Here is a 13,961-nt window from a genome sequence, read left to right as displayed (position 1 = left end):
ACGCTCGCGCCCCACGACTTTGTGAAATCTTTCACCCGACGTCTTGGCCCCGCCCCGCGACAGATGCTGGAATGCCGCCACCACTCAACAGCTCGATGGCGTGCTCGGGGAGGGCAACGTGGCGCATACCGCCATGTCTGGTAACGGAACGACCGCTGGTGACGATCCTCTCCAGACCGCGGTATGGCGGCTGCGCTCGCGGGCCTGCTGGGCCGACGCGGCGGCGCTGCTGCCACCCGGCACACCGGCGACGGCGCTGCAACGGGCCGCGCTGCTCGTCGAACGGTGCCTGTACACCGAGCGGGGCTGGCAGGAGGCCGAGGACGCGCTGCGCACGGCGGAGGCGCTCGCGCACGGCGACGAGGAGCGCGGCGCCGCGGCCTGCGAGCGGGGCCAACTCGCCTACGCGGCGACGCTGCACGGGGTGCGGGACCGGGCCGACGAGGCGCGGGCCGCGCTCGGCCGGGCGGCGGCGCTGATCGCCCCGGCGCGGCCGGGCGGGCCCTGCTGGACTTCCGCCGCGGGCTGCTGGCGGAGAACCTGAGCCATTCGCCGCAGGCGGCCCGGGCCGCGTACCGGCGGGCGCACGCGGGCGCGGTCGCGCACGCCGACCCGTTGCTGCTGTCCTTCACCTGGCGCCATCTGGCCGGACTCGCTTTGCGGGACGGCGAGTTGGCCGAGGCCCGGCACGGCTTCGCCGAATCCCTGCGGATCCGGGAGGAGTTGGGCTACCTGGTGGGTACGGCACCGGCGCTGGCGTCGCTGGCCGACGCGGAGTCGGAACCGGAGGCGTCCCGGCTGCGGGAGGAAGCGCGCCGGCTGTTCCGGCTGCTGGGCGGCGTACCGACCTGGCTGGCGGCCCAACTGACGCCTCCGGCCCCGGACGCGGCGACGGCGTAGCACCCCCCGCCGAACGCGCAGTTCCCCGCGTCCCTCGGAACACCGCCCCCGGCACTCGCCGCGACGGCGCCGCCCGACCTGCCGGTGGCGCCGGCCGCACCCCCTCAGGGGCGCGGGGAACTGCGCGACGAGCCACTACGGACCGCACCCGAAAGCGGACAGCCCTCGGCGCGGGCCCGGGGTCCTCAGACCGCGCCCGCGAAGTGCTCGTGCACCAGCGCGGCCACCACGTCCAGGTCACGCGCGGTCAACGCGTCCAGCAGGGCCGTGTGCTCCGCCGCGTCGGCCAGCAGTCCGGCCCGCCCGAGCGGTACCGGCGGCCACTGCGCACGCCGGTGCAGGTCCTCCGCGATCCGCACCAGCTGCCCGTTGCCGGACAGGACGAGCAGGGCCCGGTGGAAGGCCCGGTCGGACTCCGCGTACGTCGCCGGACAGCCGGAGGCGGCCGCGCGTGCCGTCTCCTCGGCGAGGGGGCGCAGCTCGGCCCACCGCTCGGCCGGCACCGTGCGGGCCAGCCGCAGCATCACCGGCACCTCGATGAGCGCCCGCACCTCCGCCAGCTCGGCCAGCTCCCGCGCCCCGCGCTCGACCACCCGGAAGCCGCGGTTGGGCACGACCTCGACGGCGCCCTCCAGCGCGAGCTGCTGCATGGCCTCCCGGACCGGGGTGGCCGAGACGCCGAAGCGGTCCCCGAGCACCGGCGCCGAGTAGACCTCGCCCGGCTTCAGCTCGCCCGCGAGCAGGGCCGTGCGCAGCGCGTCCAGGATCTGCCCGCGCACCGAGGACCGCTGCACCACGGGCCGCTGCCCGGGGACCGGCCGCTCGGCGTGCGTGTGCTCGCCCCGTACGCCGGGCAGGGCGGTGCCCCGCTCCCGGTAGCCGTCGAGGGCGTCCGCCGCGCGCTGCTGCGCCGGCACCCGGGGCGTGCCGCTGGTGGGCGCACCCGCCCCGGCGGAACCCTGCACGCCCTGCTTCACGGGTCCTCCTGGCGGCTTGTCGGTACTTGGGGTCATTAACGACGGCTTGTCACTTGTCCGTCAAGCACCTTAGGCGCACCGGGGGCCAGTTCAAACTCCCGTACGAGCGGATAAGGTAAGGCTTACCTGCTCCCGTGTCGCCCGCGATCAAGGATCGGTGGTCCCGCCATGCCCGCTGCGGCCTCGCCGTTCACCGCCGCCTACGACCGTCTCGGCGCCGCCTTCCCCGGCCTGACCGTGACGGAGCAGGGCCCGGCCGGGCCGGCGCCCCGGGGGACGGCTGGGTCACCGCGGCCGCGCTGGCGGCGGGCGGGGCGGAGCTGGACGCCTTCCTCGCCTGGGACGAGAACCAGGTGCTGCGGGACTACGGCACCCGGGCCCGCCCGGACGTCGTCGCGAGCTTCGGCCTGCACCGCTACGCCTGGTCCGCCTGCCTGTTGATCACCGTCCCCTGGTTCCTGCGGCGCCGGGTCCCCCGGCTGCCCGTGACGCATGTCTCGTACGACCGCGCCGCCGGCCGCATGGCGATACGCGGGCCCCTCTCCTTCGCCTGCCTGCCGGACGACCCGGCCGCCGCCCTGCCCGGCGCCGTCGTCGTCCCGGACGAGGAGGCGCTGCGGGCCGAGGTGCGGGCGGCCGTGGCCGAGCACCTGGAGCCGGTGCTCGCCGCCTTCGGGCCGCGGATGCGGCGGCGCGGGCGAGCACTGTGGGGCATGGCGACCGACGAGGTCGTGGAGGGGCTGTGGTACGTCGCCCACCTGTTCGGCGAGGACGAGGAGCGGCGGGCCGTGCGGGAGCTGGAGCTGCTGCTGCCGGGCGCGACCCGGCCCTACGTCGGCTCCGCCGCGTTCCGGGTGCTGACCGGCCCGGACGGTGAGCCCCTGCCGACCCGCGACCGGGCGAGCTGCTGCATGTTCTACACCGTGCGCCCCGAGGACACCTGCGCCACCTGCCCGCGCACCTGCGACAGCGACCGGATCGCCAAGTTGTCGCTGTCTGCCTCTGCTTGATTGCCCATCAGGTCCCGAGCACGGTCCCGGGTCCATTAGGATCATCGCCGTCGGACCACCCGGTCCCGGAGGGCCCGCCCGGCGGATGCTTCACCACTTCCCCACCCGTCGCGGGAACTTTCCGTGGAACCACCCGTACGGGTAGTGTTATTCGAACTCAACTCCCGCCCGTCACACGGCAGTTCGAGCAGAAAGCCGCCTTGGGCATCCCCTTGCACCTTATTGGCGGCCTCTTGCCCCGAAACCCCCTGAGGGCCGTCGGGAGTGGGCCACTATGGCGGGCGTTACGCCCTATCCCAATGCAAGGGACCCCTGATGAGACTGACCGACATATCGCTGAACTGGCTGCTTCCGGGCGCCGTGCTGCTCCTGGGCATGCTGGCGGCGGTGGCGGTACTCGCGCGCGGGAAGCGCACCTCCGGGGAGAACGCGAGTGCGGACGACTCGTGGGAGCGCAGCGAGGAGCGACGCAGGCGCAAGGAGGCCGTCTACGGCACCGCCTCCTACGTCCTGCTGTTCTGCTGTGCGGCGGTCGCGGCCGCCCTGTCCTTCCACGGCCTCGTCGGCTTCGGCGAACAGAACCTGGGACTGACCGACGGCTGGCAGTACCTGGTGCCCTTCGGCCTGGACGGCGCGGCGATGTTCTGCTCCGTGCTCGCCGTGCGGGAGGCCAGCCACGGCGACGCGGCCCTCGGCTCCCGGATACTCGTGTGGATGTTCGCCGCGGCGGCGGCCTGGTTCAACTGGGTGCACGCGCCCCGGGGTGTGGGGCACGCCGGGGCACCGCAGTTCTTCTCCGGCATGTCGCTGTCGGCGGCCGTCCTGTTCGACCGGGCGCTGAAGCAGACCCGCCGGGCCGCGCTGCGCGAGCAGGGCCTGGTGCCGCGTCCGCTGCCGCAGATCCGGATCGTGCGCTGGGTGCGGGCACCGCGCGAGACCTACGGCGCCTGGTCGCTGATGCTCCTGGAGGGTGTGCGCAGCCTCGACGAAGCGGTCGAGGAGGTGCGCGAGGACAAGCGGCAGAAGGAGGAGACCCGCCAGCGGCGGCGCGACCAGCAGCGTGTGGAGCGCGCCCAGCTGAAGGCCATCAGCCGGGGACACCGCGGCCTGATCGGCCGGGCGAACCGGGAGGTGGAGGTGCAGGCGGTCGAGCGCGGGCCCGCCCAGGCGACCGCGGAGCCTGCCATATCGACGGCGGAGCAGCTGCCCGTGCGCGCCCGGCCCTCCCTGCAGCCGGTCCGCAGCGGTTCTGAACCGGTGACCGTCGACCTCACCGCGGAGGACGACACCATGGCGCTGCCGCGCCTGGACTCCCTGGAGCGCAAGCTGAAGGATCTGGAGCAGCAGTTCGGCTGACGGCCGGCCCCGCGGCACGGACCGCGGTGGGAGCAGTGGGACGGGGGCGTGACCGCGCGGGTCACGCCCCCGTCCCGTGCTCGTGCCCGCACACGCCGTCGCGGCCACCGCTCCTCAGGCGGCCTCGGCGCCGAGTTCGAACCACACCGACTTGCCCACGCCGTGCGGCCGTACCCCCCAGCTGTCCGCCAGGGACTGCACCAGCACCAGGCCCCGGCCGTGGGTGTCGTCGTCCCCGTCCGGGCCGCGCAGGTCGGGTCTGCGGGCCACGAAGTCCCGTACCTCCACCCGCAGTCCGTCCGCGTCCACGACCACGATCAGGACGGCGTCGTCGTCGGTGTGGACGAGCGCGTTGGTGACCAGTTCGCTGGTGAGCAGCTCGGCGATCTCGGAGCGGCCCGGCTTGCCCCAGTGCCGCAGCAGTTCGCGCAGCTCACGGCGGGCCCGGGGCACCGCCCTGAGATCGGCCCGGCCCAGCCTGCGCCGGAGCCGGTGCGCGTATTCCGTGATGGTGTCGGCCTGTTGTTCCCCCGCGTCCGCCGAGGAGGCCCCGATGACCACGGGACCGCCCCCTCGCGCCTGCCTCTTCATGACCCCCGCCCGCACGCCGCCGGTCCCTGCCCCTCCTGGTCGAACACGTTCACGGGGGGATGCTTGCCCAGTGGGCTCACAGCCAGTCATCGCGGATGTCCGATGACCGGCGGTTCGGCCACCGCCGGACGCCGCCGCTCCCGGTCCGGGAACCCCCGGACCGGGGTGCCGAGGGCTCCCGGACCACCGCCGGCCGCCACTGACGCCCCGTTACGGCAGCGCAGCTGCGTCCGGCACCGGCCGTCGGCATACCGTCACGGGCGGTGAAACTGGCCGAAATCCGCTCCCTCGACGGTGGTCCGGAGTCGTCGGGTCCGCAGGATCGGCCCGCCCGCCCGGTCCGCCGGGTCAGGGGCGCGGCACGTTCCGCAGGTTGGAGCGGGCCATCTGGACCATCCGGCCGACCCCGCCGTCGAGCACCATCTTCGACGCCGACAGGGCGAACCCCGTGACCATCTCGGCGCTGATCTTCGGCGGGATGGACAGGGCGTTGGGGTCGGTGACGACGTCCACCAGGGCCGGTCCCCTGTGCTTGAGGGCGTCCTTGAGCGCCCCCGCGAGCTGCTTCGGCTTCTCCACCCGCACGCCGTAGGCACCGCAGGCCCGGGCGACGGCGGCGAAGTCGGGGTTCACGTTGGTGGTGCCGTACGAGGGCAGTCCGGCGACCAGCATCTCCAACTCCACCATGCTGAGGGAGGAGTTGTTGAACAGGACGACCTTCACGGGCAGGTCGTACTGCACGAGCGTCAGGAAGTCGCCCATCAGCATGGAGAACCCGCCGTCTCCGGACATGGAGATCACCTGCCGGCTCCGGTCGGTGAACTGCGCCCCGATCGCCATGGGCAGCGCGTTGGCCATCGACCCGTGCGAGAACGAACCGATGATCCGGCGGCGGCCGTTGGGCGAGATATACCGGGCCGCCCAGACGTTGCACATGCCGGTGTCGACGGTGAAGACCGCCCGGTCGTCCGCGATCTCGTCGAGTACGGCGGCCACGTACTCGGGATGGATCGGAACGTGCTTCTCGACCTTCCGCGTGTACGCCTTGACCACGCCCTCCAGCGCGTCGGCGTGCTTGCGCAGCATCCGGTCGAGGAAGCGCCGGTCGTTCTTCTCCCGCACCCTCGGGAGCAGGCAGCGCAGCGTCTCGCGGACGTCGCCCCACACGGCGAGGTCGAGGCGGGAGCGGCGGCCGAGCACCTCGGGCCGCACGTCGACCTGGGCGATCCTGACGTCGTCGGGCAGGAAGGCGTTGTACGGGAAGTCGGTGCCGAGCAGGATCAGCAGATCGCATTCGTGGGTCGCCTCGTACGCGGCGCCGTAGCCGAGCAGTCCGCTCATGCCCACGTCGTACGGGTTGTCGTACTGGATGAACTCCTTGCCGCGCAGCGCGTGCCCCACCGGCGACTTGATCCTCTCCGCGAAGCGCATGACCTCGGCGTGCGCGCCGGCCGTGCCGCTGCCGCAGAACAGGGTGACCTTGCGCGCCGCGTCGATCATCTCCACGAGCCGGTCGATCTCGGTGTCGCCGGGCCGGACGGTGGGCCGGGAGGTCACGAGGGCGCTCTGCGCGGCCTTCTCCGGGGCGGGTTCGGCGGCGATGTCACCGGGCAGCGAGACCACGCTCACCCCGCTCTGCCCGACCGCGTGCTGGATGGCGGTCTGCAGCAGCCGGGGCATCTGGCGGGGGCTGGAGATCAGCTCGCTGTAGTGGCTGCACTCCTGGAAGAGCCGGTCCGGGTGGGTCTCCTGGAAGTAGCCGAGGCCGATCTCGCTGGAGGGGATCTGCGAGGCGAGGGCGAGCACCGGGGCCATGGAACGGTGGGCGTCGTACAGGCCGTTGATGAGGTGCAGGTTGCCCGGGCCGCAGGAGCCGGCACAGGCCGCCAGTTTCCCGGTGATCTGGGCCTCGGCGCCGGCCGCGAAGGCCGCGGTCTCCTCGTGGCGCACATGGATCCAGTCGATGGCGGAGTTGCGGCGCACGGCGTCCACGACCGGGTTGAGGCTGTCGCCCACGACGCCGTACATGCGGCGTACCCCGGCGCGGACGAGGATGTCGACGAACTGCTCGGCGACGTTCTGTTTGGCCATGGCTGTCGTCTGCCCCTTCGGTCGTCACGGATCCCTCCGCGGTCCTCAGGTCCATGAATTCACAGGGGCAGCGGTTACGCCTCCCACACGGCGGCCGCCGTACGGTCGTCGGCGTAGCCCTTCACCCGTACCTGGGCGTCGGCGAGGAAGGCGGCCAGGCCGGGTGCGGCGCGGCCGGACCAGCGGCGGGCCAGGTAGGCGCAGAGCGCGGCCTCGCCGCGCAGCGGCCCCGCGAGGCCCTCGGTGCACATCACCAGCGCGTCACCCGGCCGGGCTACCGAGGCGCGGAAGCGGAACGGTTCGCGGGGCGGCTGCGGTGCCGGTTCGTAGGGGCTGGGCGGGGTCGGGATGCCGAAGTCCAGGGTGAGGCGGTCGCCCTCCGGGGTCTCGGCGGGCGGCGAGCCGAAGCCGACGACGGGGGCGCCGGTGGTCGCGGCCGCCGACGGGCGGGGTTCGATGTCCTGCCATTCGCCGTCCCGCAGCCGGAACAGCCCGCCGTCCCCGACGCCGAAGAACACGCGGGTACGGCAGTCCGGGTCGGCGGGCAGCAGCAGGCAGCGCAGGGTCGCCGTGTACTCCTCGGGGTCGGCGCCCTGTTCGGCGGCGCTCGCGCGGAGCCGGCCGAGGCTGCGGTCGGTCAGCCGGTGCAGTCCGGACTTGAGGTCGCCGCGCCGGGCCGCCCGCAGGTCCTCGACCAGCCGCTGGTGGCTGCGGCCCACGGCCCGCCCGATCCACCGGCAGGCCTCGGCCGCCGCGAGGTGGGCGCCGGGCGTGGCCCGGGCGCCGGTCGCCATCGCGACGAGGAGCAGCGCCTGTTCCCCGCTGCCGAACCGGGCGGTGAGCAGCGCGTCCCGGCGGGGCTCGCCCCGGTACCGGGCGGAGTCCCCGCGCAGGGAGACCGCCCGCAGGGTGCAGGCCCCGTACCGGGCGCCGTCGAGCACGGTGTCCGGCACGAGGTCGCCGAGCTCGTCGGGTTCCGCGGTGGGCAGCGCGGTGGGCTCGGGGTCGTAGGTGGGGGGCCCGGAGCCCACGTAGTCGACGGAGACGGGGGCGGCGGAGTCCGGCGGGGGCTGCGCGGGCGTCCGGGGCGCGGCCTGCGGCGGCTCGCCGGGGGGCGCGGGGGTTCGCCGCCGGCCGCGGGCGGGCCGGGTGGCGTGGTGGCCGCGGGCGGCTCGGCCGGGGGTGCGGGGGGCGTGAGGCCGGGTGCGGGCGGCGGCCCGGCCGGTGCCGGGGGTGTCACCGGTGGGGCCTCCGGCGGCTCGGAGGGCGGTGCGGGTACCCGCGGGGCTGCCTGGGCGGCTCTCGGCGGCTCGGCGGGTACCGGGGGTGTCACCGGTGGCGCCTCCGGCGGCTCGGTGGGCAGTGCGGGGGCCGCGGGGGCCGGACGGCCGGCCGGCGGTCCTCCGGGGGAGCGTGTGGGGCGCGCTGCCCGGGGACCGACGGCTCCTGGGGCCGTCTCGTCCCGGTGGCGCCGCCGTCGTCGTCACCGTCGCCGCCCTCGGCACCCGGCTCCGCACCGCTTCCCGGCCGCCCGCCCGGACGTCCCGCCACCGTGTTCCTCGCCGAGGCGAACCGGTCGTCCAGGGAATCCGGCGCGGACGAGGGGCCCGTGTCCTCGGTGGAGTCGTCGTACAGCTGCCGCCACCAGTCGTCGTCACGACGGGCGGGCCTTCCCCCCTGCTGGCTCATGCCCCCAATTGTCCACCGCGGGAGCCGGATGGAAACGGGGCATCGGGAAATTCGGGGACTCCCGGTCCGCCTCGAACGGCGTGTCGGGTGAAGGGGCGAACAGCCGTACGAGGAAAGGGTGATGGCCGCCGGGCGGCCCCACCCCCCACGGGAGGACCGCCCGGCGACATCCTGGGTGGCCCGGACGGCCGGATCGTGGCTCGGATCCCCCGGCGACGGCGGTGGGCCGTGGGTACGGCCGTGCGTCCCGGGGTCCTGCCACCTTGGCAGAGTCCCCACCGGTACGGCGATGATGTGCTGCGGCGGGTTTGCGCCGTGGCCGGTTTCCGCCACGACGTACCACCTCCACAGCTCGTTCACCGGGCTGGTTCACACAGGTCGTTCACCGGGAGGGACGTAGGCCGATGCTGGCGGCGATAGGGCTGGACGAGACGCACGAGGCGGCCTACCGGGCGCTGGTGTCCGTGGGTGCGGCCGAGGTGGCCGATCTGGCCCGGCACCTGACGCTGGCCGAGCCGGACACCGAGCGGGCGCTGCGCCGGCTGGAGCTCCAGGGGCTCGCGGCCCGGTCCTCGGCCCGCCCGGGGCGCTGGGTGGCCGCCCCGCCCGGAGTGGCCCTGGGCGCGCTGCTCACCCAGCAACGGCACGAGCTGGAGAAGGCGGAACTGGCGGCGGCGCTGCTCGCGGAGGAGTACCGGGCGACGGCGGCCGAGCCGGCGGTGCACGACCTGGTGGAGGTGGTGACCGGCGCCCCGGCCGTCGCCCAGCGCTTCCTGCAGCTGCAGCTGGGGGCCGCCGAGGAGGTGTGCGCGCTGGTCACCGGCAAGCCGGTGGTCGTCTCCGGCATGGAGAACGACGCGGAGGAACAGGCCGCCGGACGCGGGGTGCGCTACCGGGTGGTGATGGAGCGGGCGGTGCTGGAGCTGCCGCACGGGATGACCGAGCTGACGGCCGCGCTGGGCCGGGACGAGCAGGTGCGGGTGGTGGACCGGGTGCCGACGAAGCTGGTGATCGCCGACCGGTCGCTCGCGATGGTGCCGCTGACCTCGCGGACGGCGGAACCGGCCGCGCTGGTGGTGCACGCCAGCGGGCTGCTGGAGCTGCTGGCCGGGCTGTTCGAGTCGGTGTGGCGGGACGCGCTGCCCCTGCGCCTCGGCGCGTCCGGGACGGCCGAGGAGCGGCCGGACGGTCCGGACGCCACCGATCTGGAGGTGCTGTCGCTGCTGCTGGCCGGGCTGACCGACGCGAGCGTGGCGAAGCAGCTCGATCTGGGCCTGCGCACCGTGCAGCGCCGGGTGAAGCGGCTGATGGAGCTGGCCGGGGTGACGACCCGGCTCCAGCTGGGCTGGCACGCCTACGAGCGGGGCTGGGTGAGCAGGCCCTCCTGACCGGTTTGACCTGCGGTTTCTTCACCCGTCCGGCACTCTGGGCAGATGGGCGTGTGGGAGCTCGTGCTGGTCGGCGTGGTGATCGCGCTCGGCGTGTGCGGGGTGCTGGTGCCCGGGGTTCCGGGGTCCTGGCTGGTGTGGGCCGGGGTGCTGTGGTGGGCGCTGACGGACCCCCGGCCGGTGGCCTGGGCGGTCCTGGTGGGAGCCACCGCGGTGCTGCTGCTGTCGCTCGTGGTGCGCTGGGCGCTGCCGCCCCGCCGGCTGCGGGACAGTGGCGCCACGCCCCGGATGGGGGTGTACGCGGGCGCCGGGGCGCTCCTCGGTTTCGTCCTGCTGCCGGTGGTGGGGGCGGTGCCCGGTTTCCTGGCCGGGGTCTATCTGCACGAGCGGCTGCGGCTGGGCGGCCACGCCGAGGCCGTGGCCGCTGTGCGCACGACGATGCGCGCGGGCGGCTCCAGCGTGCTGGCGGAGCTCTTCGCGTGTCTGCTGACGGCCGGGGCCTGGCTGGTCACGGTGGTGTGGGCGTGACCGGGCGGGCCGGGCGGTGGGCGGTCGCCGGCGGGCGGTGGCCGGAGTGTGCGGGCCAGTAGTGCACGAGGTGTCCCGCCGGGCCGCCGGAGAGCGCCAGCCGGACGGTGTCGGCGACGGCCGTCATGCCCGCGTCGTTGAAGTGCAGGTGGTCGCCGGGGTCGTAGCCCGGCAGGATGCGGGTGGGGTCGGCCGGGTCGCGTACGGCGGCGTCCGCGTCGGCGACCGCGTCGAAGACGCCGCCGGTGCGGATGAAGGCGTTCACCCGCTGCCGTACGGCCTCGCCGGCGGCGGTGTGGGCAGGGTAGCCGCCGTACGGGGTGAGAGTGACGCCGACCACGGGGATGCCGCGGGCGTGGGCGCGGGCGACGAGGGTGCGGTAGGCGTCGGCGTACGCGGCGGCGTCGAACGCCTCCGGGGTGCCCTTGATGTCGTTGATGCCTTCGAACACGACCAGGGCGCGGACCCCGGCCCGGTCGAGGGCGTCGGGGCCGAGGCGGGCGAGGGCGCCGGGGCCGGTGCCGTCGCGCAGCAGGCGGTTGCCCGCGATGCCGGCGTTGAGCACGCCGAGCCGTTCCGGGCGCAGTTGCTCGGCGAGCCGGTCGGGCCAGCGGTGATTGGCGTTCGGAGTGGAGCCGTTGCCGTCGGTGAGGGAGTCGCCGAACGCGACGACGCTGCCCCGGGTGGGCCCTTGGACGTCCACGCCGGTGACGTAGTACCAGGTGCTGATCTTCCGGGTGTAGGCGGTGCCGGCCTCGTCGGCGGCCCGGCCCGCGCCCGCCCTGGCGACGTAGCTGGTCTGCAGGGCGGTGCGGTGGTGGGTGGCGGGTCCGCTGTCGCCGGGGGTGTACACGGTGACGAGGAGGTCGGCGCCGGGCGCGACGGTCAGCGGTACCGGGTCGGAGACGATGTCGCGGCCCACCGGGACGGTGACGCCGGTGGCGCCCCGGAAGGTGGCGGTGCGCATGGTGCCGGGTGCCGCGTCCGCGCCGGACGTCCCCGCAGGGCGACGGTGACGGCGGCGAGGGTGAGCGGCGCGGTGCCGAGCCGGTTGCTCAGCCGGACGCGCACCGCGCTGCCCCCGACGCTGAGGTGGACGACGTTGCGGACCGCGGCGCCGGGCAGCGCGGGCGTGGTGCCCGAGGGCGCGGTCTCCCAGCTGCCGGTCCACGGCGGGTTCGCCGGCCCGGCGACCGCCGGGGCCGCCGTACCCGGCAGCACCGTCAGCAGCAGGACCGTGAGGACCCGTCGGACTGTGGCCATGTGAGCGCCCGCCCTTCCCCGTTGGCTCGTCGGAGGCGACCGTCCCACACGCCGGGCCCGCACCACCGGATCACCGGCGCCGGTCCACCCGCTCGGCGCAACCGGCCCGCGACGGCGGCCCTCGGGGCGCACGGCCGGGGCGGAGGCGGGCCAGGGTCTGTCGTTCGGATCAGGCCGGCCTGGCCCCCGGTGCCTTGTCTGGCGACGCCGGCATGATCCGAACGACAGGCCCTAGCAGCCGGTGACCGCGCCTTCCAGGGTCAGCAGCCACACCTTGCGCTCGAGTCCGCCCGCGTACCCGGTCATCGCCCCGTTCGCGCCGACGACCCGGTGGCAGGGGCGCACGATCAGCAGGGGGTTGGCGCCGATCGCGCCGCCGACGGCGCGAACGGCCATGCGCTGGGCGCCGATACGGGCCGCGATCGCACCGTAGGTCACGGTGGCTCCGTAGGGCACCTCGTCCAGCGCGGCCCACACCCGCTGCCGGAACTCGGTGCCGTCCGCGCGCAACGGCAGCCGGAACTCCTTGAGTTCCCCGGCGAAGTAGGCGGCGAGCTGGTCGCCGGCCGCGCGGAACGGTCCGGGGTCCTGCCGCCAGCCGTCCTGGACCATCCGGCCGCCTTTCTGCCCGGGCACGGACAGCGAGGTGAGCGTGCCGTCCGGGTCGGCGGTGAGCAGCAGCGGTCCGACGGGGGCGTCCAGCCGGGTGTAGTACACGGTCGTCATCGGATCGGCTCTCCTGCCACGCGCAGATGCTGGACGGCGTACGACCGCCACGGCCGCCACTCGTCGGGGACGGCGGTCCCGGGCGGGACCACGTCCGGATCGCCCAGGGCCCGGACGCGGACGGTGGCGACGGCGGCCGGGTCCATGCCGGGCAGGGCGAGCAGCGCCCGCCGGGCGTCGTCCCGGTCGGCGCCCGGGTCCAGCCGTACCGTGCCGTCCGCGAGGGCGGCGGCGAGCGCGCCCAGTGGGCCGTGTGGCTCGGCCTCGGCGAGGACGGCCGGCTCCGGGAAGAGGTGGGTGAGGCTGCCGCAGGGCGCGTCGAGCGCCTTGCCGTACCGGAGCACCAGCCGCTCGGCCCCCTCCGCGCCGGCGAGGGCGCGTACGGCGGGTTCGAGCGGGTCGGCGGCGCCGGGCGAGCGCAGTCCGGGCCGGGCGGCGACGAGGGGGGCGAGCCGGGGGTCTTCGCCGAGCCGCTCGTCGACGGCGTAGGGGTCGGAGTCGAGGTCGAACAGGCGCCGCAGCCGTTGCACCGCGCTGCCGAGGTCCCGGGGGTCGGTGAGGTGCAGCCGTGCCTCCAGCCAGCCGCCGGGATGCGTGCCGCCGGTCGTCCTCGGCGCCCCGGTGCGTTCGGCGACGGCGACGAGCGCGGTGCCGTACGGCAGGCGCAGGGTGCGCCGGTAGGTACGGCCGCCGGGGGTGCCGGACACCTCCTCGACGCCCGGTACGGCCTCCTGTGCCAGCTGGTCGAAGACGGCGGCGGCCTGGTACGGGCCCCGGTACGCCAGCCGCAGCGGGATGCCGGCGCCGGGGTGGCCCGGCGGTCCGCGCGGCCCCGGGCGCGGCGGCGCGTACCTCGGTCGGTGTCGCGTCGTACACCTCGCGGATGGTGTCGTTGAACTGCCGCACGCTGGCGAATCCGGACGCGAACGCGATCTCGGTGACCTGGAGGTCGGTGGTCTGCAGGAGCACCCGCGCGGAGTGCGCCCGCTGGGCCCGGGCGAGCGCCACGGGTCCGGCGCCCAGCTCGGCGGTGAGCTGCCGCTGCACCTGCCGGGCGCTGTAGCCGAGGCGGGCGGCGAGTCCGGCGACGCCCTCGCGGTCCACGACGCCGTCGGCGATCAGCCGTACGGCCCGGCCGACGACGTCCGCGCGGACGTTCCACTCCGCCGAGCCCGGCACGGCGTCCGGCCGGCAGCGGCGGCAGGCCCGGAAGCCGGAGCCCTGCGCCGCGGCGGCGGTCGGGAAGAAGCGGACGTTGTGCCGCTTGGGCGTCACCGCCGGACAGCTCGGCCGGCAGTAGATCCCGGTCGTCTCGACGGCGAAGAAGAACGCGCCGTCGAACCGTCCGTCCCGGCTGCGCACCGCCTCGTACCTGCTGTCCTCGTCCATCACGGTTCCAGTGTGGAACGGCGGGCCGGGGCCGGGCCAGCGGGATTCGGACA

The 13,961-nt window shown here is 75.1% G+C and carries 9 protein-coding genes and 4 pseudogenes; 5 read left to right on the top strand and 8 right to left on the bottom strand.

Annotated elements, in window-relative coordinates:
• The first annotated feature begins 133 nt into the window (after positions 1-133).
• A pseudogene (locus N8I86_RS29435) lies at positions 134-900 on the top strand (hypothetical protein).
• A 185-nt stretch (positions 901-1,085) separates the two neighbouring features.
• Here the strand turns inward: N8I86_RS29435 and N8I86_RS29430 are convergent.
• Entirely contained in the window at positions 1,086-1,877 is a 792-nt protein-coding gene (locus N8I86_RS29430) for a GntR family transcriptional regulator (protein ID WP_263279090.1), read from the bottom strand.
• Between the two features lie 168 nt (positions 1,878-2,045).
• On the opposite strand from N8I86_RS29430, the pseudogene N8I86_RS29425 reads away from it, so the two are divergent.
• Both N8I86_RS29425 and N8I86_RS29420 read left to right on the top strand, forming a co-directional pair.
• Positions 2,046-2,887 (top strand): annotated as a pseudogene (locus tag N8I86_RS29425) ((2Fe-2S)-binding protein).
• Between the two features lie 315 nt (positions 2,888-3,202).
• Positions 3,203-4,243 carry a DUF2637 domain-containing protein gene (locus N8I86_RS29420; RefSeq protein WP_073897244.1) on the top strand — a complete coding sequence of 347 codons (1,041 nt, stop codon included), beginning with the start codon at positions 3,203-3,205 and terminating at the stop codon, positions 4,241-4,243.
• A 114-nt stretch (positions 4,244-4,357) separates the two neighbouring features.
• Here the strand turns inward: N8I86_RS29420 and N8I86_RS29415 are convergent, their stop codons facing one another.
• From N8I86_RS29415 to N8I86_RS39450, 4 genes are all read right to left on the bottom strand, one after another.
• Positions 4,358-4,804, bottom strand: a complete 447-nt coding sequence (locus N8I86_RS29415; RefSeq protein WP_123440116.1) for an ATP-binding protein — start codon at positions 4,802-4,804, stop codon at positions 4,358-4,360.
• Between the two features lie 378 nt (positions 4,805-5,182).
• Positions 5,183-6,925: a pyruvate dehydrogenase gene (locus N8I86_RS29410; protein WP_263279089.1), complete on the bottom strand. Its 1,743-nt coding sequence runs from the start codon at positions 6,923-6,925 to the stop codon at positions 5,183-5,185.
• A 74-nt stretch (positions 6,926-6,999) separates the two neighbouring features.
• A complete protein-coding gene (locus N8I86_RS39455) occupies positions 7,000-7,956 on the bottom strand; it encodes a protein phosphatase 2C domain-containing protein (RefSeq protein WP_351947290.1) in 957 nt (318 codons plus the stop codon).
• 298 nt (positions 7,957-8,254) lie between these two features.
• Positions 8,255-8,614: a hypothetical protein gene (locus tag N8I86_RS39450; RefSeq protein ID WP_404830843.1), complete on the bottom strand. Its 360-nt coding sequence runs from the start codon at positions 8,612-8,614 to the stop codon at positions 8,255-8,257.
• Positions 8,615-9,018: 404 nt separating this feature from the next.
• On the opposite strand from N8I86_RS39450, the gene N8I86_RS29400 reads away from it, so the two are divergent.
• Positions 9,019-10,002, top strand: a complete 984-nt coding sequence (locus N8I86_RS29400; protein ID WP_073897252.1) for a TrmB family transcriptional regulator — start codon at positions 9,019-9,021, stop codon at positions 10,000-10,002.
• Positions 10,003-10,047: 45 nt separating this feature from the next.
• Entirely contained in the window at positions 10,048-10,530 is a 483-nt protein-coding gene (locus tag N8I86_RS29395) for a DUF456 domain-containing protein (RefSeq protein ID WP_263279088.1), read from the top strand.
• 97 nt (positions 10,531-10,627) lie between these two features.
• On the opposite strand, the pseudogene N8I86_RS29390 reads toward N8I86_RS29395, so the two are convergent.
• The 3 genes and pseudogenes from N8I86_RS29390 to N8I86_RS29380 form a co-directional block, all read right to left on the bottom strand.
• Positions 10,628-11,793: pseudogene (locus N8I86_RS29390) on the bottom strand (GDSL-type esterase/lipase family protein); the annotation flags it as partial.
• Positions 11,794-12,024: 231 nt separating this feature from the next.
• A complete protein-coding gene (locus N8I86_RS29385; RefSeq protein WP_073897258.1) occupies positions 12,025-12,519 on the bottom strand; it encodes a methylated-DNA--[protein]-cysteine S-methyltransferase in 495 nt (164 codons plus the stop codon).
• Positions 12,516-13,908, bottom strand: a pseudogene (locus N8I86_RS29380) (DNA-3-methyladenine glycosylase 2 family protein). The gene N8I86_RS29385 and the pseudogene N8I86_RS29380 overlap by 4 nt, the downstream one beginning before the upstream one ends.
• Positions 13,909-13,961: the final 53 nt, after the last annotated feature.

Source organism: Streptomyces albidicamelliae, from assembly GCF_025642175.1.
Classification (GTDB): Bacteria; Actinomycetota; Actinomycetes; order Streptomycetales; family Streptomycetaceae; genus Streptomyces; species Streptomyces albidocamelliae.
This window is presented reverse-complemented; position numbering and strand designations above follow the sequence as displayed.